Source organism: Paenibacillus tundrae (genome assembly GCF_030812775.1).
GTDB classification, from domain to species: domain Bacteria; phylum Bacillota; class Bacilli; order Paenibacillales; family Paenibacillaceae; genus Paenibacillus; species Paenibacillus tundrae_A.
Genome location: NZ_JAUSTI010000027.1, coordinates 33,710 through 59,408, shown reverse-complemented (window position 1 = coordinate 59,408; position 25,699 = coordinate 33,710). Strand labels below are relative to the sequence as shown.

General features: G+C 45.4%; 26 protein-coding genes. All 26 read right to left on the bottom strand.

From position 1 onward, the window contains the following. Window positions 1–586: 586 nt before the first annotated feature. Window positions 587–2,206, bottom strand: a complete 1,620-nt coding sequence (locus J2T19_RS27010; protein ID WP_307221440.1) for a LysM peptidoglycan-binding domain-containing protein — start codon at window positions 2,204–2,206, stop codon at window positions 587–589. Between the two features lie 198 nt (window positions 2,207–2,404). Further along, window positions 2,405–3,289 carry a branched-chain-amino-acid transaminase gene (gene ilvE / locus J2T19_RS27005; RefSeq protein WP_056697918.1) on the bottom strand — a complete coding sequence of 295 codons (885 nt, stop codon included), beginning with the start codon at window positions 3,287–3,289 and terminating at the stop codon, window positions 2,405–2,407. 144 nt (window positions 3,290–3,433) lie between these two features. Beyond that, window positions 3,434–4,315 carry a prephenate dehydratase gene (gene pheA, locus J2T19_RS27000; protein WP_307221437.1) on the bottom strand — a complete coding sequence of 294 codons (882 nt, stop codon included), beginning with the start codon at window positions 4,313–4,315 and terminating at the stop codon, window positions 3,434–3,436. After that, window positions 4,312–5,280, bottom strand: a complete 969-nt coding sequence (gene thrB / locus J2T19_RS26995) for a homoserine kinase (protein WP_307221436.1) — start codon at window positions 5,278–5,280, stop codon at window positions 4,312–4,314. Before thrB ends, pheA begins: the two co-directional genes overlap by 4 nt. After that, a complete protein-coding gene (gene thrC / locus J2T19_RS26990) occupies window positions 5,277–6,347 on the bottom strand; it encodes a threonine synthase (protein ID WP_056697925.1) in 1,071 nt (356 codons plus the stop codon). The genes thrB and thrC overlap by 4 nt, the downstream gene beginning before the upstream one ends. A 33-nt stretch (window positions 6,348–6,380) precedes the next feature. Further along, the gene (locus J2T19_RS26985; protein ID WP_307221433.1) at window positions 6,381–7,667 is read right to left on the bottom strand and encodes a homoserine dehydrogenase; all 1,287 of its coding nucleotides are present in this window, start codon (window positions 7,665–7,667) and stop codon (window positions 6,381–6,383) included. A 103-nt stretch (window positions 7,668–7,770) separates the two neighbouring features. Beyond that, window positions 7,771–8,208 (bottom strand): ACT domain-containing protein, encoded by a 438-nt coding sequence (locus J2T19_RS26980; RefSeq protein ID WP_056697934.1) that lies wholly within the window; start codon window positions 8,206–8,208, stop codon window positions 7,771–7,773. A gap of 315 nt (window positions 8,209–8,523) precedes the next feature. After that, window positions 8,524–9,834, bottom strand: coding sequence for a GTPase ObgE (gene obgE / locus J2T19_RS26975; RefSeq protein ID WP_307221432.1), 1,311 nt, complete (start codon window positions 9,832–9,834; stop codon window positions 8,524–8,526). Window positions 9,835–9,851: 17 nt separating this feature from the next. After that, window positions 9,852–10,589: a Spo0B domain-containing protein gene (locus tag J2T19_RS26970; protein WP_056697940.1), complete on the bottom strand. Its 738-nt coding sequence runs from the start codon at window positions 10,587–10,589 to the stop codon at window positions 9,852–9,854. Between the two features lie 151 nt (window positions 10,590–10,740). Beyond that, window positions 10,741–11,052, bottom strand: coding sequence for a 50S ribosomal protein L27 (rpmA, locus tag J2T19_RS26965; protein WP_128103291.1), 312 nt, complete (start codon window positions 11,050–11,052; stop codon window positions 10,741–10,743). Between the two features lie 23 nt (window positions 11,053–11,075). Beyond that, window positions 11,076–11,405: a ribosomal-processing cysteine protease Prp gene (locus tag J2T19_RS26960; RefSeq protein ID WP_307221430.1), complete on the bottom strand. Its 330-nt coding sequence runs from the start codon at window positions 11,403–11,405 to the stop codon at window positions 11,076–11,078. A gap of 14 nt (window positions 11,406–11,419) precedes the next feature. Continuing rightward, window positions 11,420–11,731 (bottom strand): 50S ribosomal protein L21, encoded by a 312-nt coding sequence (gene rplU, locus J2T19_RS26955; protein WP_056697947.1) that lies wholly within the window; start codon window positions 11,729–11,731, stop codon window positions 11,420–11,422. Window positions 11,732–11,886: 155 nt separating this feature from the next. After that, complete coding sequence (locus J2T19_RS26950; RefSeq protein WP_307221428.1) at window positions 11,887–13,137, bottom strand: Rne/Rng family ribonuclease; 1,251 nt, start codon at window positions 13,135–13,137, stop codon at window positions 11,887–11,889. 107 nt (window positions 13,138–13,244) lie between these two features. Next, on the bottom strand, window positions 13,245–14,105 hold the full coding sequence (locus J2T19_RS26945) for a M50 family metallopeptidase (protein WP_307221426.1): 861 nt from the start codon (window positions 14,103–14,105) through the stop codon (window positions 13,245–13,247). Continuing rightward, complete coding sequence (locus J2T19_RS26940; protein WP_307221425.1) at window positions 14,098–14,982, bottom strand: M23 family metallopeptidase; 885 nt, start codon at window positions 14,980–14,982, stop codon at window positions 14,098–14,100. Before J2T19_RS26940 ends, J2T19_RS26945 begins: the two co-directional genes overlap by 8 nt. 270 nt (window positions 14,983–15,252) lie before the next feature. Beyond that, the gene (minD, locus tag J2T19_RS26935; RefSeq protein WP_056697960.1) at window positions 15,253–16,047 is read right to left on the bottom strand and encodes a septum site-determining protein MinD; all 795 of its coding nucleotides are present in this window, start codon (window positions 16,045–16,047) and stop codon (window positions 15,253–15,255) included. A 3-nt stretch (window positions 16,048–16,050) separates the two neighbouring features. Then, on the bottom strand, window positions 16,051–16,713 hold the full coding sequence (gene minC, locus J2T19_RS26930; protein ID WP_056697963.1) for a septum site-determining protein MinC: 663 nt from the start codon (window positions 16,711–16,713) through the stop codon (window positions 16,051–16,053). Window positions 16,714–16,786: 73 nt separating this feature from the next. Continuing rightward, the gene (gene mreD, locus J2T19_RS26925) at window positions 16,787–17,320 is read right to left on the bottom strand and encodes a rod shape-determining protein MreD (RefSeq protein WP_239293676.1); all 534 of its coding nucleotides are present in this window, start codon (window positions 17,318–17,320) and stop codon (window positions 16,787–16,789) included. After that, entirely contained in the window at window positions 17,320–18,192 is an 873-nt protein-coding gene (gene mreC / locus J2T19_RS26920; protein WP_307221420.1) for a rod shape-determining protein MreC, read from the bottom strand. Before mreC ends, mreD begins: the two co-directional genes overlap by 1 nt. A gap of 187 nt (window positions 18,193–18,379) precedes the next feature. After that, window positions 18,380–19,414: a rod shape-determining protein gene (locus J2T19_RS26915; protein ID WP_056697973.1), complete on the bottom strand. Its 1,035-nt coding sequence runs from the start codon at window positions 19,412–19,414 to the stop codon at window positions 18,380–18,382. 205 nt (window positions 19,415–19,619) lie between these two features. Next, window positions 19,620–20,309, bottom strand: a complete 690-nt coding sequence (radC, locus tag J2T19_RS26910) for a RadC family protein (RefSeq protein ID WP_128103300.1) — start codon at window positions 20,307–20,309, stop codon at window positions 19,620–19,622. 34 nt (window positions 20,310–20,343) lie between these two features. After that, window positions 20,344–20,955 carry a Maf family protein gene (locus tag J2T19_RS26905; protein WP_307221417.1) on the bottom strand — a complete coding sequence of 204 codons (612 nt, stop codon included), beginning with the start codon at window positions 20,953–20,955 and terminating at the stop codon, window positions 20,344–20,346. 93 nt (window positions 20,956–21,048) lie between these two features. Further along, entirely contained in the window at window positions 21,049–21,291 is a 243-nt protein-coding gene (locus J2T19_RS26900) for a DUF4321 domain-containing protein (RefSeq protein WP_056697981.1), read from the bottom strand. A gap of 143 nt (window positions 21,292–21,434) precedes the next feature. After that, window positions 21,435–22,655 carry an SPOR domain-containing protein gene (locus J2T19_RS26895; RefSeq protein ID WP_307221415.1) on the bottom strand — a complete coding sequence of 407 codons (1,221 nt, stop codon included), beginning with the start codon at window positions 22,653–22,655 and terminating at the stop codon, window positions 21,435–21,437. 218 nt (window positions 22,656–22,873) lie between these two features. After that, window positions 22,874–24,244: a UDP-N-acetylmuramate--L-alanine ligase gene (murC, locus tag J2T19_RS26890; protein WP_503128758.1), complete on the bottom strand. Its 1,371-nt coding sequence runs from the start codon at window positions 24,242–24,244 to the stop codon at window positions 22,874–22,876. Window positions 24,245–24,249: 5 nt separating this feature from the next. Continuing rightward, entirely contained in the window at window positions 24,250–25,626 is a 1,377-nt protein-coding gene (locus tag J2T19_RS26885) for a bifunctional folylpolyglutamate synthase/dihydrofolate synthase (RefSeq protein WP_145049913.1), read from the bottom strand. Window positions 25,627–25,699: the final 73 nt, after the last annotated feature.

Here is a 25,699-nt window from a genome sequence, read left to right as displayed (position 1 = left end):
CGTTCGTCCTGAGCCAGGATCAAACTCTCCAATAAAGTATTGAAAAGAGCGATTAGCTCATTTTGAATCTGACGAGATTAAAAATCTCATTTGCGATTCGAAACCATCCAGTCCGAAGACATGTCCGAATTTCTCAGCGTCGATCTTGCAAGCAAGATCATTACTCACTCGTTGTTCAGTTTTCAAAGATCAAACTTTTTCATCAACGCTGTGTTTCAGCGGCGACTTAAATAATATATCATATCGACGAATCCAATGCAACAGTTTTTTTATAATTTATTAATTTAGTAGATTCAGCCTCCTGAACACCTCATTAACTCTTAAAAACTACATCGTTATCGCGTAATCATTATTCTATCATAGTTACAGCGGGTTTTCCAATTGATTTACATTTTTCTTCAATTTATTTAAGCGATCCTTTAATATAACATGATAATACTTTTCCTACCCTTCTTTAATCTTCTATAGTACACGCCCTCTCTCAAAGTGTTTATCAACGACATAGTTAAAGAGAACCAACCCATACTGGTTGATTCTCTTTATTTGAACTAAATCAAACCCTTATCTCATTAATCGTTTACCACCCTTATTGCTGTATCCAAGGATTACGACGGCTTTTTGCTGAGCTGCGTTTGTTTGTTTGCGTTTTACGTGCTTCAGCTTCTTTAGAAGATACCGATACTTTAGAAGTTCTTTTGCCTGCTGGCTTGGCAGTTCTGCGTTTCGCTACACCACTTTTCCCGGCCGATTGTTTCGTTTTGCTACTATTGTTGTCATTTTCACCTTCGAATTTGGTCTGACTAAGATTAGCTTCCTCCCGACCACCTTTCTTACCCCCAGCGTGGTCTTGGGATGGATATAGTTCACCAAAAGCGCCTAGTGGGGATGGCGGCACCATATTTTGTGATGGATATGGATTCTGATATGCGTACTCAACAGGTTGATACGGAACTACAGGTGGAGCCATATTGGGATGCCCACCATACGGACTATACATTCCCCAAGCAGGATCATTGTACCCTGGAGCTACGTGACTATAATTTGGTGCATGTGTATGTCCTCCGCATCCACATGGCGGATATGGAAGTACCGAATATGGAGAGATAAAGGGCGGCTGATTCATAGAATGCTCCGCGGCGAAAGATGGGAACGGGCTATTCACTTGAGCAGAAGGTGCTTGCGGATATGCATTATTAGCCTCTACTGGAGCGATATTCGGCATCATATTGTTATGATTAAAATCCGGTTCATTATTGGATGATAAGTGTTGCACCTCATATGGACTTATATCCGTTATCCCCGGGAACCCAGCATTGTTACTATACCCAGCAATATACGTTGCTTGTTGCGCAGTATATACCTCTTGTGCAGGTACAGGAACCTGGGTATATGGGTATTCTGCTGGTGCATGATGAAGTTTACTTCCACAACCACATGGAGATTTGGTCGCAGGTGACACTTCAACTGGAGCTTTTGTATTCGGTATAGCTGGCAAAGGCATAATTTCAGGTGACAGATTCGGCATTGTATACTTCGGAGCTTCTGGAAGAGGCTTTACTTGTGCCGTTGGCGCAAGATTTTCTTTTTTCTCAGGCTCCTTTGTTGGCTTAACTTCTGGCATTTCAGGTAACTGAGGTAACACTTCCAGTTCAGGCATTACATTAGGTGGCACGGGATTAGCCGGCTTAGGCGTTGGAGCAGGTTGCTCTTTGATTGGTTCAGGTACCACTGGTGTAGGTGGCGGGGATGATGGTACTGGAGCTTCCGGTGTTACCGGTTCCTCTTTTACACCTGTATGTTCTTTTCCCTCAGGAGAGAGCTTTTCATGAGCTGCAACATTACTCGCTCCGCTCTCTGTTCCTGTGTTGCCCTGAACTTGCATGGAAGGAATGTATACTGTCTCCCCCACCAGTAGAGCATTTGGGTTTTTCAGTTGTGGATTGGCATTGATCATATCCTTCAGCGGGACTCCCCATGCCTGCGACAACTTCCACAACGAATCTCCTTGCTGAACTTTGTGACTGTGTAATACTCCCTCAGGTTTGGGTGTCACAGGTGCAGCAGGAATTTTCACTTTCATCCCAATATCCAACTTATCAGGATCGCTGATTTGCGGATTAGCCGCAATAATTTTGTCGAGCGCCACATTATATTTTTGGGACAGCAGATACAATGTGTCGCCTTTTTTCACCATGTGTATTTTCACTGGGAACTAACCTCCTAGACGTGATACTTGGGCAGTGCATTCGCCCATACCGTTACTACATCCTATGCAGAAATTAGGCTAATGACATCACCTAAACAAAAAAAATCCTTCTCTCTTCAAAAACCGCATACTTTTGGGTATGACGATCCCTGATAGATCAGAAGGATTTCACGTTCTATATTCAGCTATATTCGTTGTTTAGGCTTCCCAAACTTTGTATCCGTCTTTGTCCACAATTTGTCGGAACGCTTCAAGAAGTTTTAATGTTATCGGGCCTGCAACCCCTGAACCGATCGTTCTTCCATCCACCTCATAGGCAGCGATGACTTCTGCAGCCGTACCTGTGAAGAAGACCTCGTCCGCGATATACACATCATGGAGGGTAAACGGAATCTCTTTCAGCTCGATGTTCAGCTCACCACATAGATCAATAATTGCCTGACGCGTAATGCCTTCCAAGGCACCAAGGTAACAAGGCGGTGTGTAAACAACCCCATTTTTGATAATAAAAATGTTATCGCTAGAACCTTCAGTTACATAACCTTGAGAATTCAGCATGATCGCTTCACCAGCACCTGCATAGTTGGACTGGATTTTGACAAGTACGTTATTAAGATAGTTCAACGATTTAATTTTGGGATTAAGTGCATCTGGAATATTACGACGTTGAGAGACAGATACAGCTTTCAAACCAGTAAGATACGCTTCTTCTGGATAGATGGCCAGTTGCTCCACAATAATAATCACAGATGCTTTTGGACAACGCAGTGGATCTAATCCCAAGTTACCCGGCCCCCGCGAAACAATTAAACGAATATAACCATTACGCATATCGTTACGACGTACTGTTTCAGCCATCACGTCTAACATTTCTTCGTACGATAGAGGGATGTTTAGATTAATGGATTTGGCTGAATCATACAATCGATCCAGATGCGCCTTGCATCTAAAAATGTTTCCGTTATATATCCGGATACCTTCGAAAATCCCATCTCCATACAAAAAACCATGATCGTATACCGAAACAGTTGCGTTCTCCTTGGTCACAAATTGACCGTCCAAATAAATCCACTGTTCTGACATGGATGACTGCACCTCCGTTAAATGTCCTATCCTTCACTCACGAAAAATATCATCAGATTCACTTATTGTACAACAATTGACAAGCATTCACGTGTGAGATTTACCCCATTTTTTAGTCCCAACCTCTATAAATCCAGCCTATGATTAGGTTGTTTTCAAAGAGGGATAAGTAAAACAAGGATAGCTTCCAAGGACACGCACCTGGCAATTCAAAGCCTCGATCTCTCCCATCGCTGCCGTCAGCAGCACAGAATCAACAGCTTCTTTTACATCAATATAAAAATAATAACTGCCGAGCCGCTTCTTCGTCGGACGCGATTCGAGCCTGGTCAGATTCAGCTTACGCCAAGCAAACGCGGACAACACCTGATGAAGAGCACCCGGTGCATCCTCAGGTAATGTAACCAATAGACTCGTCTTTACATGATCCGGTTCACGCGGAATCTGAACAGGCTCATGACCAATCAAAACAAAACGAGTGTAGTTATTGTCATGATCAGTAACTCGATCAGCCATAATATCCAAGCCATGCTTCTGAGCGGCTAATCTTGTACCAATTGCAGCCCAGCCTTTACCTGGATTCTTCTTAACCAGTTCCACCGCCTCAGCTGTGCTGTTCACTCCCTCTAGATCCGCATCAGGGGAATGTGTACGAATGAAGTTCTGGCACTGTGGGATGGCTACCGGATGAGACATGAGCTTGGTGATTTTTCCAAAATCATATCCACCCTCATCATTCCTGAACTCCGAGCCATGTCCGATCACATTCTGAATGGATGGGTATACCCATTCGGCTTGCATCGCAATATCCACTTCATTAACGAGCCAGTCCATATGTAGACTAACCGAGCCTTCAATCGTATTTTCGATTGGAATGACACTAAATTGGGAATTCCCGCTATCTGTCGCACGGAAAACATCTGAAATGAGTTTGGAGTGAAGCAATTCTAACGGTTCACCATTAAACAGGAAATCGACTGCTTCATGGGAGACTGAACCTTCTGGCAATACTGCAATTCGTTTCATGCTTTAACGTCCCCTTTAACTCTGTGCAAAAAAGGTATGTCGCCTTGATCAGGCAACACCGTGACACCATCGAGATCCGGATCAAGCCACATTGCCGTTGACGTGATGCCTTCACGTCCCATGGTATCGATTAAATATTGCTCAAGTTCTTTTTTTCGTTGACTATGGCGATCTACAAAGGTAATAACGGTTGGACCAGCACCACTCAATGCAGCACCAAGAGCCCCGTAATCTACCGCATGCTCCAAAATCTCTGCCATCCCGGGAACTAATGAAGCTCTGTAGGGTTGATGCAAACGATCGGACATCGCTTTATGAATCATATCTAACCGGCCACTCGACAGTGCAGCAACCAAAAGAGAAGACCTGCTGATGTTGTGCACAATATCAGACATGCCGAACTGTTGTGGAATGATACCTCTCGCTTTGGTTGTGGATAGTTGAAAGTCCGGGACAATCACAAGCGCCTCTAAATCCTGTGCTGGCTCAATGCGAATATGATCTACATGATCTCCATCCCAGGCCGCAGCGATAATCCCGCCATACAAGGAAGCACCTACATTGTCTGGATGTTTCTCTAGCGAAGTAGCCATGTCCAGAAGCATCGCGTCCGATAAAGGTGAACCAATTAACGCATTAGCTGCGGCGAGAGCACCAACAATAGCGGATGCACTACTTCCTAAACCACGTGTCAATGGAATATTGGACAGCATAGAAATCTCCAGTTCGGGAACGGAGACTCCTGCTTCATTGAATACCATCTGCGCAACCTCGTATATCAGGTTAGATTTATCCGTAGGTAAACCCGTTAGATGGTCTCCATGCAGATGAAAGGTTGTCTGCTCAGCAGGTTTCATTTCAAGCCAAGCATATAAAGATAAAGCCATACCCAGGGTATCAAACCCTGGGCCTAAATTTGCTGTACTTGCAGGTACTTTGACTGTAACTTTTTGTTTCAGGCTCATACGGATTGTTGCTCCAGTTGTGCAATCGCCGCCATAACCGCTTCTTCCGTATCTTCCACGACAAGCGGTTCTGTTGCTACTGTTTTGATTGCGATATTTGGATCTTTCAAGCCGTGACCTGTCAATACACAGACAACAGTCTCTCCACCTTTAAAGTATCCTTCTTGTTTTAATTTATATACTCCTGCGACCGAAGCAGCAGATGCAGGTTCAGCAAAGATACCTTCACGGGCCGCAATGGTGCGGTATGCTGTCAAAATTTCTTCATCGGTTACGTAGTTGATCTGTCCACCGGACTCTTCAGCTGCAGCAACCGCTGTTTTCCAACTTGCTGGATTACCAATTCGAATAGCTGTAGCCACAGTTTCAGGTTCCAGGATCGGTTCACCTTTAACGATAGCCATAGCACCCTCAGCCTCAAAACCAACCATACGTGGCAAGGAATTCGACTTACCTGCCTCTTTGTACTCTTTGAATCCTTTCCAGTATGCAGAGATATTCCCCGCATTGCCCACCGGAATCGCCAATACGTCAGGAGCTTGACCCAATTGATCTACTACTTCAAATGCAGCTGTCTTTTGTCCTTCAATACGGAACGGATTGACAGAGTTTACAAGCGTGATTGGATGTTTGGCTGTGATCTCACGAACAATCTCCAAGGCACGGTCAAAGTTACCATTGATCGCAATAACTTTAGCTCCGTAGATCATAGCTTGAGCAAGCTTACCCAGAGCGATGTTGTTATTCGGAATCAACACGATACAATTCAATCCACCGCGAGCCGCATAGGCAGCAGCAGCAGCAGATGTATTACCTGTTGAAGCACACATGATCGTGCGGCTTCCTTCTTCCATAGCTTTTGCAACAGCCATAACCATACCACGGTCTTTGAACGAACCACTTGGGTTCAAGCCTTCATATTTGAAATATAAGTTCAAGCCAAGTTCTTTGGACAGATTTTCTGCATGAACCAGAGGTGTATTTCCTTCTTGCAGCGTAAGCATAGGTGTATTTTCATTAACCGGAAGGTATTCTTTGTAAGTTTGCAGTAGTCCTTGATATCTCATTGTAAGTAAGCTCCTTTGTCGTTTAAAGTTCTGTTAGCCTTCAACTCGGTAAACACTCTTAATTCGGCGAATAACGTTAAGTGATTCAAAGTGCTTAAGCACCTTGTCCATGCTGGCCTTACTTGCATTATGGGTAACAATAATAATCTCGGCATCAGGGTTAGTCTCATTAGGTTGTTGAACAACCGACGCTAGACTCACCTCATACTCTGCAAAAATTTGCGTGATTTGTGCGAGTACTCCTGCCTTATCGTCTACATGTAACAAGATGAAGTTCTTCGACAAAATCTGTTCGTCACTTTGGAGCCGTTTAGGTTTATAAGGCACGATTGCTTTAAGACCATTTACCCCAAGCTTAAGGTTTTTAATGACAGCCACGATGTCAGCTACAACAGAAGTTGCTGTTGGAAGCTCTCCTGCTCCTGCACCATAGAACATCGTCTCCCCTACCGCTTCACCATGAACATAAACGGCATTGAAAATCCCATTAACGGAGGCAATCGGATGATTTTGTCTAACCATTGTAGGCTGTACACTAATCGTGATCTCGTCATCTTGACGATCAGCAATACCGAGTAGCTTCATTTCGTATCCGAGTCTTCTAGCATACGTAATATCTTCACGGGTCACGGATGATATCCCGCGGACTGTTACATCCTGCAACTCAACATTGGTACGGAAACCTAATGTGCTCAATATCGCCATTTTACGAGCGGCATCGAGTCCCTCTACATCTGAAGTAGGGTCAGTCTCTGCGTAGCCAAGTGCCTGTGCTTCTGCCAAGACTTCCTCATATGAGGCGCCTTCCTGGCTCATTTTAGTCAAAATATAGTTCGTTGTGCCGTTCACGATCCCCATAATTCGAGTAATTCGATCCGATGAGAATCCCTCAATTAGAGTACGGATGATGGGAATTCCACCAGCTACGCTGGCTTCATAAAATACGTCACACTGTTTCTCCTGTGCCTTCGCCAATATCTCAGACCCATGCAGAGCCATTAAATCTTTGTTAGCTGTTACAATGTGCTTGCCGCGCTCCAATGCTTCCAGAATATACGCTTTCGTCTGATCAATCCCACCCATAACTTCGACGATTACATCGATATCGGGGTGTCGAATAACTTCCCAAGGGTCTTCTGTGAGCTTTGCACGATCAACGGCAATAACGCGATCTTTCTCTGTATTCTTTACAGCAATCTTCTCAATAACAATGGGAGAGCCGACCTGACTGCTCAGATCCTCCTGGTTCCCCTCTACGATGCGAACGACCCCTGTACCTACAGTTCCCAAACCCAACAATCCTACTTTTACTGGTTTCACTAACGACATACCCCCTATATCTCTTCTTGCTGTCACCTCTGTACTGTTGTACATCTGAACAACTTGTTCAACCTATATTGAACGTTATGAAGATAACGTCTCGTTAACCTTGCCCTACAATGCGGGTGCGACGAACACCAGGCATTTCCTGCATTTGCTCCAACATATCGCCAATCTCTCCGTGAAGATGCGATATTTCTACCGATATAACAACGTTCGCTCTTCCTTGAAGAGGAATACTCTGATTAATGGTAAGAACGTTAGCACCATAACCAGCCACATGTCCTAACACACGAGACAATATTCCAGACTGATGCTCCAGATCAATGGAAATGGTAACGATTCGTTCTCGTTCCAATTGATTGATCAAATGAATGCCGTCCTTATATTTATAAAAAGCACTGCGGCTTAATCCAACCTGCTCTACGGCTTCATGCACCGTTTTGACATCGCCCGCAGCAAGAAGCTCTTTCACTTGCATCGTCTTCACGACAGCTTCAGGCAAAATGTCCTCACGTACCAAGTAATAGCGTTCGTTCACAGAACGTCCTCTCCTCAAAGACTCATGTATTCATATAGTGGACATTATATAGGATGTGGCGCAAAAGGGCAATACATTACATGTCTATTTTTTAAAAATATGTTCTTCACAGTATACAGCTCATCCTACGTTTATGTTATATCCATAGAACTAAAACCTATCTACACTGTATTCTCTGTCCTTCGTCGTTCTCATGTAAATGTCTGATTTCATTTATATAAAAAACAAAAAAAAGCACAGAACTGCGGGTTGTTATCCCACTGCTCTGTGCAATTATTTAAATCACATTATGCATCGATCCAACATGAATGACGCTTAGTAGTAACTGCTACTCTCAACGAATTCAAATTCAAAGTCGCCGATCCGTACAATGGTACCCTCTTCTGCACCACGTTTACGCAACTCATCATCCACACCCATATAGCGCAATGTACGCGCAAGTTTAAGGATTGCCTCATGTGAGTTCAGCTGCATACGTTTCATCATGCGATCAATTTTGGCACTTTCAACAATGAAGGTATCATTCTCACGCACAATGCGGAAACCTTCATCCTCTTTTTTGTCCAAACTAAACACTTTACGTTCCGAAATATCCGCTACTTCTTCAACAACCGGTTCATCCGGAATCTGATCCAACAGATCAGCCGCACGGTACAACAGCTCTTGAATCCCTTGGCGAGTAAGCGACGAAATTGGCATAACTTCAATATCCGGATGAATCTCACGAACCTGTTGCAAGAACTTTTCTAGATTCTCTGCAGATTCCGGCATATCCATTTTGTTTGCTGCCACAATCTGTGGTCTCTCAGCCAATGCAGGATTGTACTGTTTCAATTCATCGTTGATTTTTTGCCAGTCTTCAAAAGGATCGCGTCCTTCTGAACCAGACATGTCAACCACATGCACAATGATACGGGTACGCTCAACATGGCGTAGGAACTCATGTCCGAGTCCGACCCCTTCATGGGCACCTTCAATGAGTCCTGGCAAATCTGCCATGACGAAACTACGACCTTCGCCCACACCAACCACACCCAGATTAGGTGTTATTGTTGTAAAGTGATATGCACCGATCTTTGGTTTAGCTGCTGAAACGACAGACAGCAATGTCGATTTGCCGACACTTGGGAAACCCACAAGTCCTACATCTGCCATTACTTTAAGTTCAAGCACGATGTATCGCTCTTCGCCTTCTTCACCGTTCTCGGCAAGTTCAGGTGCAGGATTATTTGGTGTGGCAAAACGAATGTTACCGCGTCCACCTCGGCCGCCTTTGGCAACAACAACCTGCTGACCGTGACGTGTCAGATCGGCCAATACTTCGCCGCTGTCCTCATCAACAATAACTGTTCCTGGCGGAATACGAACAATCATATTCTCCGCATTGGCACCGTGTTGACTTTTGTTACGGCCTTTTTCACCACGTGGAGCCTTGAAGTGTCGCTGGTAACGGAAATCCATCAACGTCCGCAAACCTTCATCTACGCGGAAAATGATGTCAGCTCCTCTGCCCCCATCGCCCCCGGCAGGTCCGCCGTTTGGTACATATTTCTCACGACGGAACGAAATAATTCCGTCTCCCCCGTCTCCGGCTTTCACATAAATCTTCGCTTTATCTACAAACATTGGTTAACCCCTTCTTCCTATATTCCACACGGCATTCGGAATTGTATAAACGTATCCTCAGACGGAAGTTGCTCCGTTCTGACTTTTTTTCCTTTAAGTACGGCTTCAAGATGCCTTACCGTTTCTGGATCGGGGGTTTGATCCCCGTCCAATCGGACAACCACATCTCCATGATCCTGTCCGAAGCTCAAGGTCAGTTTGCGAACCTCTCCCCAAGACGACCGGCCGCCGCCAAATTGATAGGCTCGAATTGCATCCGCAATCGCCCCCGTTAGTGACTCGCCATCCTCGGGAGAAACCAGAGCATTAAGCTGCAACTCTTCCTCAACTTCAACATGCAATTCCAATGCAACTCCGCTAGCTCGGAAAGATTGCAGGTAAAACACGAGTGAAGGAATACCTAATTTTGAAATTCGGCTTTCCTCAGTAACCCGTTCCTTTATTCTTTCCACACATTGCACTGATTTATCAAGTTTGCCTAGTCGAAGATATCCATACAACACCTGAAGATCGTTCATCCAGTCATGCCGATGATGATTTAATGATGCGATTGCTGTCTTTTCCATAGATTGTACAATTGTTCTGCGTTCTGCCTCCGCTTGTCTGTTCATCAGATAGAGCGAAACCACCAGCACTGCAACGGACCACAACGCACACACAATACCTGAAATGACTGATGGATACAGCATAACGAAAACCAAAGGAATCAGAAGCGAACATGCCGCAATCCACGGCACTCTTTTCCAAGATTTCATGGCTTCTCCCCGTTCTACACTAACTCGGCTAGTTTAACCCCACCGTATCCAAGTATAACATGTCTTTTCTGTCAGTTCATTAGCGATTACTCTTAAAATACAAAAAGCCTCCGGCAAAAATGCCGAAGGCTCCTTAGGCGGAATGCCGATATTATGCTTCTACTGTAGCTGCTACTGGAGCAACGTCTACAGGATAGATGCTTACTTTTTTACGATCGCGTCCCCAACGTTCGAATTTCACAACGCCGTCAACTTTCGCAAACAAAGTGTCATCTTTACCGATACCCACGTTAGTACCTGGGTGAATTTTCGTTCCGCGTTGGCGAACGAGAATGCTACCACCAGTTACTCTTTGGCCGTCAGCACGCTTAACGCCAAGGCGTTGCGCATTACTGTCACGTCCGTTCTTCGTGGAACCTACACCTTTTTTCGATGCGAACAACTGAAGATTTAATTTCAACATGATTGGTTTTCCTCCTTCTTAAATTATTTGGATTGCTCTATCTTAATATACTTACCGTATGACTCTGCAATATTAGAGAGCATAACTACCATGGATTCGAGTAACAATTGTACCTGAGAAAAAGTTTCCTCTCTTGGAAGCGAAGGTAAAGAACCACTTAAAAAGCCATTCTTCATTTTGGTATCCATCTCGACACCAGTCAATGCCTCAATCGAGTTAACTGTACCTACTGTAACAGCAGACACCCCGGCACATACGATATCTTCTCCCCGCTTGGCAAAATTAGCATGCCCTTGGATTGAGAAGCGTTCGATGTTCCCATCCTCATTACGAAAGATCTGAACGATAATCACTTATCGCACCTACCTTACGCTTTGATTTTTTCGATAGTTACTTTAGTGTACGGTTGACGGTGACCTTGCTTCACATGGTAGTTCTTTTTCGGTTTGTATTTGTATACAACAACCTTTTGACCTTTGCCATGTTTCTCCACTTTAGCCGTTACAGTAGCTCCGGAAACCAATGGTGTACCTGCTGTCAAACCTTTATCGTTAGATACAGCCAGGACACGGTCGAACGTTACGCTTTCGCCATCGTTCGCAGTCAATTTCTCGATGAACAGAACATCGCCCTCTTGGACTTTGTACTGTTTACCACCTGTTTCAATAATTGCGTACATTTGCCTTGCACCTCCTCATGTCTCAGACTCGCCCGGTCTCAGGTGACAGCTCCTTGCGGAACCATTCTTGTACCCGGCCAGTGCGGTTACAGCATGTGCAAGACCAAATAGGCTAAACACATACCTGCTGATTATATCACGCAATATATTAAAAATCAATGCAAAGGTGAAATATATCTTTTCCCCGTCCCATGACAGGATGAACATAGCTCTACATAAGGTAGAGTGCTCTCTTCACGCACCTTTTTACGCGTTAGTTCCAACAGTCCCAATTTGGTCCAGCCCATTACAAACGCTTTGGTGCGATCCTTCTTGAGCTCACTCTCCAGTGCTGCGGATACTTCATGACGATTCGAGGCTTCCGTCATATCGATGAAATCTACGATAATCATGCCACCGATATCTCTCAACCGCATGAGACGCGCAATTTCAATCGCTGCCTGCATGTTCGTTTCCGTCACAGTCTCCTCAAGACTATCTCCACCCGCGCCAGTATATTTGCCTGTGTTCACATCAACCACCGTAAGCGCTTCTGTGTGCTCTATAACAATGTACCCACCTCCGGGTAACCACACCTTACGAGCAAAATCCTTGTTCAATTGCTCTTGCACCCCATAAGCAGCGAATATCGGTTCTGGCCCCCGGTGAATCTGTACTTGTGGCTGGTGTCCTTGACTGATCTCCTCAAGCAGAGCTGTCACTTCACGGGCTTGCTCCTCGCTATCCGTAATCACCACATCACTACCTGGCGTGTATACATCTCTGATAATCCGCTGTACCATACTTTGATCCCGATGAAGCAAGCTTGGAGAAGGCAAACTGTTCGCTTTTTCACGAATCAAGCGCCACTGCTCACGCAATGTTTCAAGGTCAGATTCAATCGCCTCACGCTGTTCCTCTGCAGATACGGTGCGGATAATAAGCCCTTCTTCATCCCTCTTGAGCTGATCACCAAGTGCTTTGAGGCGTGAACGATCCCCTTCGCGGGCGATCTTCTTAGACACGGCTATATAATCTGCTATCGGCATATAGACAAGCCATCGACCCGGCAGTGAATAATGAGTCGTCACCCGGGCTCCTTTACTTCCTACGGGTTCTTTCAGAACCTGAACAATCACATCCTGACCCGGACGAAGCAATTCTGAGATCGAAGGCTTCACTTTGGGCTGCTTCTCCAAATTAGGATGTAACACGTCATCAACGTATAGGAAAGCATTTTTTCTCTGACCAATATCCACAAAAGCAGCCTGCATACCCGGTAATACGTTGACTACACGCCCTTTGAAAAAGGAGCCTAGCAGCCCTCGCTCTCGTGTACGCTCTGCTGTAAATTCCACAGCTTTGCCTTCTTCCAGAAGCGCCATTTGCATGAGGTTATGTTCATTATGTACAATCATTTGTTTCATGGCTTCACCTCTAGAAGACAATTCACATCATCCACATCCATTTCTATATCATTGCAATACCCATATGTACATGTATTACCCCAATGAAGGGCAGGTTCACCAGCAACTTATGACTTATCAGCATTTTGTTTGAAATAGGAACTGATAATCCGTTGCTCAGGCAACACAGCTAAAATTCGCCCCTGTCGATTCATCACATATACCATATGGTACCTCTCTCTCTTTAATAGACGCAAAATGGTGTCCAAAGGTTTCGCCGGAAATGAGATTATCGGCTGTGCCAAACTGCCTATAGCTGCATGATGAACAAAAGCCCCTTCTCTATTCATTAAGAAGCGGATAAATCGATAAGGAATATTACGATAATCTGTAACGTTGGAGTAGAACAGAAACAACCCGACTAAGAGAATATTTAATGGGAGTCCGTAATCGCCAGCAATCCAGCGCACCACAGCATACACAATAACCCCTGTACTGACGAGAATACTTATTCTGTACGTCCACATGAGGGTTGTATAATAAGGAGCAATCAGACTGACAAGTGCCTGTACAATTTTACCACCATCCAGTGGCAGGATCGGCAACAGGTTGAATAAGGCAATAAGCAGATTCCCTTGGATAATGTAGGATAAGAAGATTGGATCTCCAACCTGCATGTATTGCAATAGCAATACTACGCCCACCATAAATATGTTCTGCAAGGGCCCTGCCAGCGCAATCGCAATCTCTCGCCAAGCCGTAAGTTTGCCACCGTCCTCAATTACCGCTACCCCGCCAAAAGGGAGCATCTGAATAGATACAACACGGCAACCCAGAAGAGCTGCCGCTGCTGCATGTCCACACTCATGGATGAACACAATTGCAAACAATGTGATAAGTTCAATAAAATGACCGGTTACAAGTGAAGCGAGCATGATGATGACAAAGAATGGATGCATGGAAACACGTACACCCCATAATCTAATCAAGGGCAACCACTTCTGCTGGATCTATGTATTGTTCGCCCTCTTTAACAGCAAAATATAAGGTAGCGGGTTGTCCATCATTGCTTGATTTCAGGCTCCCCACTGGAGACCCTACCTCCACCCAGTCATTCACTTCAACTTCACTCTCGTGTAATCGCCCATATATAGCAGTCACATTGCCGGTATGCTGAATTACAACCGTTATACCACTTTCCGCGTCCCCCAGAACCTGAAGTACACGCCCAGCATCAGAGCTGGCTACTTGTACAAGGCTTGCACCAGCAGCTTCAGGTACGATTTCCACACCCTTCATGCTCAGGGCAAAAGGCTGAACAATGGTTCCCGAGATCGGTTTTGCCATAAGTGAACGAATCCCTGATCCATTGACAACATCTGTTGTATGTCCTAACACAGGTAAAAAGGAGGGTGGGCCACCAAAGTTCCGATTATACCAAGCGGCCATGGAGGCAAAGTCCATGTCACGATGAAGTGCGTCCGTAATTACTGTTTTGGGTGAGACACTCCATGCATTGTTCAACTGAAACAATCCCCATACCGCACCGAAGACAACAGCACTAATGACTATACGACGTGCTAACGACTTCACTAGATTAAAACGAACCGGATGATCTGATCCGTAGTATCCATTCTCTTTTTTCCATAAAGTCTCCGGATCTCGCTCTTGCTCCGCCCCCAAACTCTTCACACTGAATAGCCCATTCTGACGATCTGCCACCGGATCGGCCGGTTGTTTCCTCCATGCATTCGAATCTGTCCTAGAACTGACTTCCCGCTCTTGGATAATCTCCCTCGTTGCATCATTTAGTAAACGCCGGATGCGCTCTTCTCTTCTCTGCTTGATTCTGAGTTTGGCATTCATAACATATCCTCCCGCCGAGGCTTGTTTAAGATATTCACCTAGATAAGAATCAGAATTCTCTTACTATATCCTATGAAGGTTCTACTCATAATATGAACAAGCCCTAGGTTATTGCGTAAGACTACTGCAGCACGCTCCTTGCTTTTGCTAATTCAGTTCTGATGACGTTTCTATAAAAGTTTAAATAGAGTTTCTATAATGGAGAAAACGCAAAAAAACCGGGCTGTTTGCCCGGCTTTATGTAATAGCTATCTCATCATAGGGTCGTAATTAACCCATACCAAAGAATTTTTTGAAGCGTGTGAACGCGCCCTTTTTCTGCTCTAACTGCATCAACGGAACGGTGTCTCCCAAAATACGACGGGCAATATTGCGGTAAGCAATCGCTGCATTTGAGTCTGGATTCATAACCGTTGGCTCTCCGGAATTCGCCGCTTTGATAACCAGTTCGTCATCAGGAACAATACCGATTAGATCAATGTTAAGCACCTGCAGTATACCGTCGATATCGAGCATATCGCCCGACTTCACCATGTTGTTACGGATACGGTTCACGACAAGCTTCGGAGATTGGATATGTGAGCTTTCCAGCAAGCCGATCACACGATCTGCATCTCGCACAGCAGCGTTCTCAGGTGTAGTTACTACGATCGCTTGGTCTGCACCTGCAACTGCGTTCTTGAACCCTTGCTCAATCCCTGCAGGACAGTCAATAATGACGTACTCAAAATCTTTTTTTAGCTCCAAAATAATGTCCTTCACCTGTTCTGGTGATACGGAGTTCTTATCTCTCGTTTGTGCTGCAGGCAGCATATATAATTCTTCGAAACGCTTATCTTTTACTAAAGCTTGATTCAGACGGCAGCGGCCATCTGCCACATCACACAGATCATAAATGATCCGATTTTCGAGTCCCATAACGACATCAAGATTTCGAAGGCCGATATCCGTATCTACTAGACAAACTTTTTTTCCGAGCAATGCCAGCGCAGTCCCGATATTTGCTGAGGTGGTGGTTTTACCTACGCCGCCCTTACCCGAAGTGATCACGATTGCCTCTCCCATGAGCTACACTCCTTTAAACACATTAAAATCTCGGCGCAACCGAACGATATTGCTCATCTTGTCGATCTGCATCTGATTGTCCTGCAAATAAGCAAATTCCATCCCAGCCTCTCGACTCTCCCATTCATCAGGTGGACGACTGATAATATCTGCAATACGTAGCTGAGTCGGTGCAAAGACCGATGCCGCTATGATCGCAGTTTCGTCCCCACTGATGCCTGCATGAGCCATACCTCTGAGTGAACCCATTATATATATATCCCCGGTACACGTCACCGTGCCGCCCGGATTGATATCTCCAAGAAACAAGAGATTTCCATCATGATGAAGCACCTGACCTGAACGCACCATACCACACATCGTCATAATCGGCGGTGGCCCTTTAACCTCTGGTTTAAGGGCTGGTGAATCAATGGAACGAATGAGTAAATTACCTTTTTGCTTCAATATATCCAGAATCGATTCTTTCTGGTTCTCCGTGACCTCACGACTGCCTAACTTAATATCCACATGAACGATCGGCCCGGTCAAAATATTTTGATGGCTGTGTTCCAGCTTATAGCGGAGCTCATAGAGCAATTCCTCGAATTCACATTGATCGTCCAACAGGAAAACCAAGCCGTCTCGGATGCCTTTAATCGTTACGTGATTCGATTTTACCGTCATAAGCCTGTCCCTCCCATCTCATTACATTTCGTGCCGGAGCCCTCAAGTTCCTGCTTCTGGTCTCACAAATGGTTCAGGATGCTTCTTGTGGCTTTTTCTGCCTCTTCGTAATCTGCTCCAATTGCTTGCGCAAAGGAACATAAATGATCAATGTGAACACAAAATGAATAAATAAATTAGGAATCATATATTCAAACAACGCCCAATCAAATGTCACATGGTTCAAACGGAAAAGCTTGTATAAGAAAAATAGTACCGTGTCATTGAGCAAACTCCCTAAAAAGACAACCGTAACCATGATGGGCAGTGGTGCACGCGGAGCCTGAAAAATGAGTCCGATCATATAAGCAGACAGCCCCATGGAGAATCCATAAGGTCCGATCATTTCACCATAGAATACCACATCATGGAGAAGCCCAAACAGTATACCGAGCACTAACGCTGTATGTCGATGATGATAGACAGCGAAAAAGAGAATCACAATATAAACCAGATTGGCGGAAATCCGCATCTGCCATGCCTCAGGAATCAGCAGGGGGAGTATTGTTCCCTCAGCAATGAACAGCACGAACAACAACAGAATCAAGACTTGCTTACGTGTAACCACTATTCCTTCACCTCAGGTGGAATGATCACGATAAGCTCTTTCCAATCTAGAAAACTGGCATAAGGCTCAATAGTAGCCGTGCTTGTTAAACCAAATTCACTTTTCTCAACACTCTTGACCTCGCCAATTCGCATGTATTTCGGAAAGTTATTAATGATACCTGAAGAAATAATTTCGTCGCCTTCTTTGATATTCGAATCTTCAGCAATCTTCGTCATTTTCAGCATACCTGTCTTCGGATCATAACTCTCGATCATCCCAAACACTTTCTCCTTGCCAACGGCTGTAGCCGCAATGGCATTCGAATTGGGATCATTCGCATCCATCGAAGTCAACAAATTAACGGTTGAAGTGTATGAGCTAACATGACTGACTACACCAACAAGCCCCTGCTGTGAAGTTACCGCCATTCCAGGCTGGATGCCTGCATTTTCTCCAATGTCGATGTTAATCGTTCTACTGTTAGGATCAGAATTGGCACTAATAACTTGTGCAATACGTGACCCGTAATTATAGCGGTTCTTCTGTTCATCGGTAAAATTAAGTGCTTCTTGTAATTGCTTGTTCACTTGTTCCATATCATTATACTTCAATCGATCTCGGGTGTAGTGACCCAATGCAATCCGGAGTTCTTCATTCTCTGAATATACCGCACGCATGTTCGCAACATCTTTGAAAAAGCCCGCTACATAAGAAGCGGGCTTGTAAAATACATATTGTACAAATCCGACTGAATCCTTCAGGAATTTCTCCGGCCAGGATAGAGCGGTTCGCGGACCGAGCGTAAAGCCCATCAACGCGATAAATGTAACAAGGCCCACCAGCAAAACAAAAAGTCTTTTGTTGCCCAGCAGCTTAAACAGTTCCAACACCCTCTAACATCCATTATTCTCTTCCGAGCCATGCCCGGTGGGGAGACTGTCAGATCATAGTCCCGTCGAGAACATTCACAAGCCTCCCCGGGCAGCGGGTAATAGCTCTTTCGGCTGTACCGACCCTCTTCATTGGCTATTGTCCCTTGAGGATTTCGATCTACCTCAAGAGACAATTCGAATACAATTATCGTTTAGAACGAACTGCTGAACTGCTTCTGCTTTTGAATAAATGGATGTTCTCAAGAGCTTTTCCTGTCCCGATTGCCACGCAATCAAGTGGGTTCTCCGCCACAATAACCGGCATACCTGTCTCGCCTGCAAGCAACTTGTCCAAGTTACGCAGCAAAGCACCTCCGCCCGTTAGAACGATTCCACGATCCATAATATCCGCTGCGAGCTCAGGCGGACACTTCTCTAGTGTAACTTTAACTGCGTCAACGATCGCATTTACCGTATCTGCCAGTGCTTCACTGATTTCGTCAGATGTAATCGTAATTGTTTTTGGCAGACCTGTAACCAGGTCACGACCGCGAATTTCCATGGTCTCCACTTGCTCAAGCGGCATAGCTGATCCAATGTCCATTTTCAATTGTTCAGATGTACGCTCACCAATCATCAGGTTATATTGACGTTTAATGTACTGAATAACGGATTCATCCATCTCGTCACCTGCCACACGAACTGAACGGCTTGTTACAATCCCGCCGAGGGAAATAACCGCTACTTCCGTCGTACCGCCACCAATATCTACAACCATACTGCCCGTCGGCTCCCATACAGGAAGGTCAGCACCAATTGCAGCAGCAAAAGGCTCTTCAATGGTGTATGCTTCACGAGCTCCAGCTTGTTTGGTCGCATCTTCTACAGCACGTTGTTCAACGGCTGTAATGCCGGAAGGTACACACACCATTACGTTAGGATGACGTTGAAACATCGAACGTTGTTTTTGTGCCTGACGAATGAAATATTTAATCATCGTTGCCGTTGTATCAAAATCAGCGATAACGCCGTCTTTCATCGGACGAATGGCACGGATGTTCCCCGGCGTACGACCAATCATTTTTTTAGCAGATTCACCCACGGCTTCAATGCTTTTAGTATCTGTGCGCAGAGCGACTACGGAAGGTTCCCGCACCACAATTCCTTTTCCACGTACATAAACCAATGTATTCGCTGTCCCCAAATCAATCCCCAAATCTTTCGTAAAACCACCAAACATGACGTAATCTCCTTTTCTGCCTCATATAGCCGCCCCAGCTTGAGAGCTAGAGCGTTTCATTTGCATTCATACCGCAATCGCGGAGCTAATATTTGCATTCATTTTTTTGTTGTATCCATCGTTTAGTTGCATCAGTAAAGTGAACCTATCTTCTACGGACAACGCCGTCATCATTCATAGGAAAACATCAACGCCAACCATTATATTATACTAAGCCCTTCTCCTTCAAACTTACGTATGTTCCATCTCCGATAATAAGGTGATCTAGCACGTCTATACCTACGATGCTACCGGCTTCAATCAGTCTCTTGGTGATTTGGATATCCTCCGGGCTTGGCGTTGGATCACCGCTAGGATGGTTGTGCGCACAGACAATAGAGGCGCTACTACATTTGATGGCAGCTCGAAACACTTCACGTGGATGGACAATCGAAGCATTAAGGCTACCCATGGAGAGTGTTTCCTGGGCAATAATATGATTTTTGCTATTCAAAAAAAGGCATACAAAATGTTCCTTTTGCAAATAACGCATTTGTTCAACCAGAATATCCGCCGCATCACGTGGTGTCCGGATGGACGGCGATTGTGTCAGCTTGCTCTTGGCAATGCGATGTCCAAGCTCAATACTCGCTTTTAATTGCACAGCCTTCGCTTTACCGATACCCTTCATGGCGGTCAGCTCTTCGAGACTTTGATCCATTAACGAACGGATCCCACCGGCGTCAGTTATAATCCGCTGTGCCAGATGCACTGCAGATTCATTCTTCGTACCTGTCCGAAGTAAAATAGCCAGCAGTTCTGCATGGCTTAATGCGCCCGCCCCATATTCCATCAAGCGTTCTCTCGGGCGTTCTTCTTGGGGGATGTCGCGCATCATATACTGAGCCGACTCCATAGGTTCCCTCTTTTCAATCGTCAATCCTCAAGATTCATGCTCTTGGCAATACATGGATTCCGAATCCATCTAACATGTCACTTAGCAAAGGTAAAGACAAGCCTACCACATTAGTGTAGCATCCTTCAATGCGGTCTACTAGTGAAGCGCCAATACCTTGAATCGCATATGAACCTGCTTTGTCCATCGGTTCTCCAGTCTGAACATATCCACGAATGGTCGCTTCAGACAATTCCTTCATGGTCACATCTGTCTGTCGGTAATTAACCACAGATTGCCCATTACTAGCATCAATACACGCTATCCCCGTAAATACACGATGTGCACGACCCTGAAGTTTGGTCAACATTCGTACAGCATCCTGTTCATCTACGGGCTTCCCTAAAATTTCGCCATCCAGAACCACAATGGTATCACTACCTACAATGACCGCGTCCGATCCACGACCATTAAGATCCCGAAAGACTGCTAGCGCTTTACGCATCGCAAGTTCCTGAACCGTCTGTTCAGGCGTCCATTCTAAGGGTGTGTCTTCATCTGCATGACTTGGTATTACTTCAAAAGCTAAATGAAGTGAAGCGATCAGCTCTTTGCGCCGCGGCGAAGTGGAGGCAAGAATTATAGGGCGCTGTTGTACATTTTCCACAATAACTGGCTCCTTATGCTACAGCGACATCTGCTCGTATCACAAAAATTTGATGTCGTTTGTCTATTTTTCTCGTCATAATCCGTCATTCTCCTACAGTCTGCGATACAGCCATACGGCAAATATAATCCCAAACAGACTTAGGAGGCTCATTTGAAATTGAAGTGAAATGTCGTAACTAAAAATATCTAGATCAGCCTGAGGCGACCAACGAATGGTCGTGGCTTTAGTCAGAAAAGCTACAGCCTTAACGGGCTGTAGTGCCTTGGCGATCCAAGCTCCGGCTAACCAGCCGAGCAATAGGAACAATATTAACATGCCGAAGTTTTTTTTCATCGGTTATCTTCCCTCGCCATTTTTTGACACCCACATTATTATACGGGGTTTTGTACGTCAATACAAACACAAATCCGGCAAGGGGAACTATTTCCAGTTCCTTGCCGGACAGGGATTCCAAGTCATTGTTATGCGAAGAAATGTTATTGTTTCATCATCTCAATCCACTGCTTCTGCTCCAAAACATATTCCATCAGATTAGCCTGAACCGTCCACATGTGCACATCAGCCGGGTTTTTATTGTATTCAGTCACCGCTGTAATTGCATTGTTCATTGACTTCTCCATGCTAGAAACAATCGTACTCGCCTCAGGATTAAGCCCTTGAGCCAAGCTGTTAATACCGCTAAGCCACGATTCATGCTGGTTCTGCAATACACTCATTGTTTCAGCAGGAACGGCCTGAGGTGTGGTTTGTCCAAGTTGATTGATCGAGAGTGTGGATAACTGATCTACCAGCGCCGAGCTACTCGCAAAGAGATTCTCCACATCCTTTTCTAATCCACCCCATGCAGCTAAATTAATGGCAGGCACTGTGATTTCTTTGACATATAATTCAACGCCCTCAGCCTTCAATCTTGAGCTTAACAATTTGGCTTCTTCACGATCCGCAGAGATACCTGCATACACCCGATTTCCATCCTCCGGATCAGTACCTGCCGCTATCCCTACCTGAGCCAATTCAAGCTTGGCTTGTTCCGCACGTTCAGGTGAACTGAAGACGCCATATTGCAGAGCATAATAATTGCCTCCGGTCATTCCCGCCTGATTCGATTCTCCTGCCGCTGCTGTTATTTCTTGTTCCGCCACGGTAGACACCGTCTGATTCCCTGGTAAGTTTACAATGGAGTCTGTGCCATCTTTATTAAAAAAGGACAGGATCACTATTCCAAAGAGTGCCCCGGTGACTAGAGCACCCGTCACTGATCCAATCATTTTCCAACCTCTTGGAGGACGATTGCGCTTATACGAATACTGATCATGGGTTGCTAACCAGTCATGGTCTGTGTATTCCGGGTTATTCCTTGTCGATGCTGGGTCATCTTCATGGAGGTAATCAAACGGTTCTGAATACGCATAAGGAGACTCTGTAGCATTAGGCTTATGATCTTGTCCTCTTTTGGGATTGGAACGAAAATCAGAACCGGGCTCGGATGGGCTCATGCTAGTTAGAACCGTCTCACCCCAATCTACAGGGATAACTTCTGGTTCCCATGCTGGTGTTTTGGCTATATGCAAAGGCTCTTGGTTCTGTGGGATCTCCTCTTTTAACACAAAAGGCTCCTCTACCACTGACTGTCCTTTGTTTACAGGCTTGTCCGACTCCTTATCCCCAAAACGAAACGTCATTCTAGCATTACTCACCCCGAACCCTCTCCTTTGTCCCATAATAGAGGTTGCTCAAAAAGGATCATTTTACCTTACGATCATGAAAACCGGTCTTTTTGAACAAGCATGTATTACAGCTATATGCATTGAACGGGCAGATTAGAACCTTTTAAATACAAAAACCGCCTGCTTCACGAAGAAGACAGACGGCTTGCATGACACATATATTTTCGGTTCTCTGAGTACAAAATGAGCTATTTCAAAGATTTGGCCAGCGTGTCGCCAACCTTCCAAATATCCCCTGCACCCATTGTAAGTACAAGATCTCCTGGCTGTAAACGGTACTGCAGATCAGCCACAACATCTTCCTTCGTTGGAAGATATCGCGCTGAAGCATTGCTGTTCTGAACAATCAATTCTACCAATTTCGCAGAATGAACACCTTCGATTTCTTTTTCACCAGCAGGTGAGTAAATGTCTGTAATCAGCACCTCATCTGCTTCCGCAAAAGCACGACTGAACGCATCCAGCAAGAAGAACGTCCGTGTGTAACGCTGCGGCTGGAACACGGCAATAATCCGTTTTCCTGTCGCTTTGGCTGCACTAATGGTCGCTTCAATTTCCGTTGGATGGTGGGCATAATCGTCGATAATCAACATATCACGTGCTTCACCCAGCACCTGGAATCTGCGTTTGGCTCCATGAAACTGAATAATCGCAGCCGTAATTTGCTCGAATGGAATACCTGCTTCCAGACAAGTAATGACTGTAGCCATAGCATTATAAACGTTATGTTTACCCGGTACAGACAGTTCAACGGTTCCCATCGCAGCACCTTGGTGACTCATCGTGAATGAAATGCGGCGATCGCCCAGCACAATATCTGTTGCTGTATAATCCGCAGCATGATCAATACCATACGTGGTCACACGTGACTTCAATGCCGGAAGAATGGCTTGCACATTCTCATCGTCAGCACATACGATCGCCGTGCCTTCTGGACGAATCTGACTCAAAAACTGCACATACGCTTTTTTGAGTTCCTCGAAGTCGCTGTTGTAGTTCTCCAAATGATCAGCTTCAATATTGGTCACAATGCCGAGCCATGGATGATATTGTAAAAATGAACCATCACTCTCATCGGCTTCAGCAACGACCCAGTCGCCTTGACCAGCCTTCGCGTTGGTGCCCACATTCATAATCTCCCCACCGATAATATACGTTGGGTCTGTATCACATTTTTCCATAACAAGGGCAATCATAGACGAGGTTGTAGTTTTACCGTGCGCCCCAGCAACAGCCACTCCCTTACGCTCGTTCAACAGACGCGCAAGCATCTGAGCTCTGTGCAAAATCGGGATATTGAGCTGCTCTGCCGCAACCCGTTCCACATTGTCAGCCGGAGCTGCCGTTGAGTACACAACCAAGTCAGCGCCGTTAACGTGCTCTGCCGTATGTCCGATATATATTTTCGCTCCTTTGGCTGCCAACTTCTCGGTCAACTCCTGTGAAGCGACATCCGATCCGGTAACGGTGTATCCCATCTCAAGCATAACTCTGGCGATGGCACTCATACCATATCCGCCAATTCCTATAAAATGAACGTGTTCCGATGTATTTAACAAAACTTTCACCAACCTTTTTCAGAATCGGTTTGATGCAAAAGGGCTGCTCGCACATCTGCAATTAAATACAGTGTACCAGACACTACCCCCAGATCCTCCGCTTCCGTCCGTGACTTCAATAGATCAAGTGCCTTCGCCCATTCAGGCTCGACGATGATTTCCAGCTCCGGCTTCGCAATGGCAGGACGTACTCGTTCGACAATCTGCAGCAGATCGGCCGCATCCATTTTGCGTCGGAAGTCTGGTTCGGTCAGGATCAGCGTATCCACTAGTGGCAGTATATGCTGCAAATACGCTTCGTGATGCTTATTCGCCAGCATACCCATCATCAAATTTAACTTATTGTGGGGATATACGTCGATAATGCTCTTGGCTAGGGATTCAGCACCTTCAGGATTATGTGCTCCGTCCAGAACAATTCGGGGTTCGTCGATGACTTTCTCGAACCGTCCTGCCCAGAAGGCATGCTCCATTCCAAGTAGAATATCTTCTTCATCCAACATAAATGCCATGTACTGGCGTAGCAATTCAAGTACCATAAGCGCACCCGCTGCATTGTCGCATTGATGCACACCTTGCATACGAATACGAACGTCCAACTCACGGAAAGGTCCTGTAAAATGAATAGATTGACCCTTCTCGTCGCTATCCAGCCTATGATAAGTAAACTGTCTACCAGCCAAGTATACGGTTGATCGAAGTCGTTCTGCCGTCTCCTCAATCACCTTCACTGCTTCAGGTTGAGTTGCGAGAGTAACGACCGGCACACCCGGTTTAATGATCCCCGCCTTCTCGCTTGCAATCAATTCAATGGTATCGCCGAGTACATCTGTATGATCCATACCAATGTTAGTGATGATCGATACGACAGGTGTAACAATATTCGTTACGTCCATCCTTCCCCCCAGCCCGGTTTCCCATACTACAACATCGGGGTAACACTCTTCCGCGTAGTAAAGGAGGGCAAGTGCCGTCGATACCTCAAACATTGTAGGTGAACCAAGCTCGGTATCCGCCATATCATGTACCAAAGGATGTAATCGATTCGACAATTTCAACAACGTCTCTTCAGGAATATCTTCCCCGTTATACTGAAAACGGTTCGTAAACTTCGTGATATACGGGGATGTAAATGTGCCAACATCATATCCCGCCTGAAGAAGAACTGACGTCAAAAAAGCGCAAGTCGAACCTTTGCCGTTCGTTCCCGCGACATGAATAAATTTAAGACGTTGATGTGGATTACCGAGTCGGGACATCAATTCTATGATTCGCTCCAGTCCGGGTCTGATTCCAAAAGGAATAAGACCATTAATCCAGTCCACAGCCTCGTTATACGTTTGTAAAGGCGTATTTACACCTGTCTCATTAAGTTCAGTCATCTGCTTCACCTTCGGTCATGAGTTTGATTGAAAAAAGCGGCCGGATGGCGTCATTCATGTCCACCCGACCTAG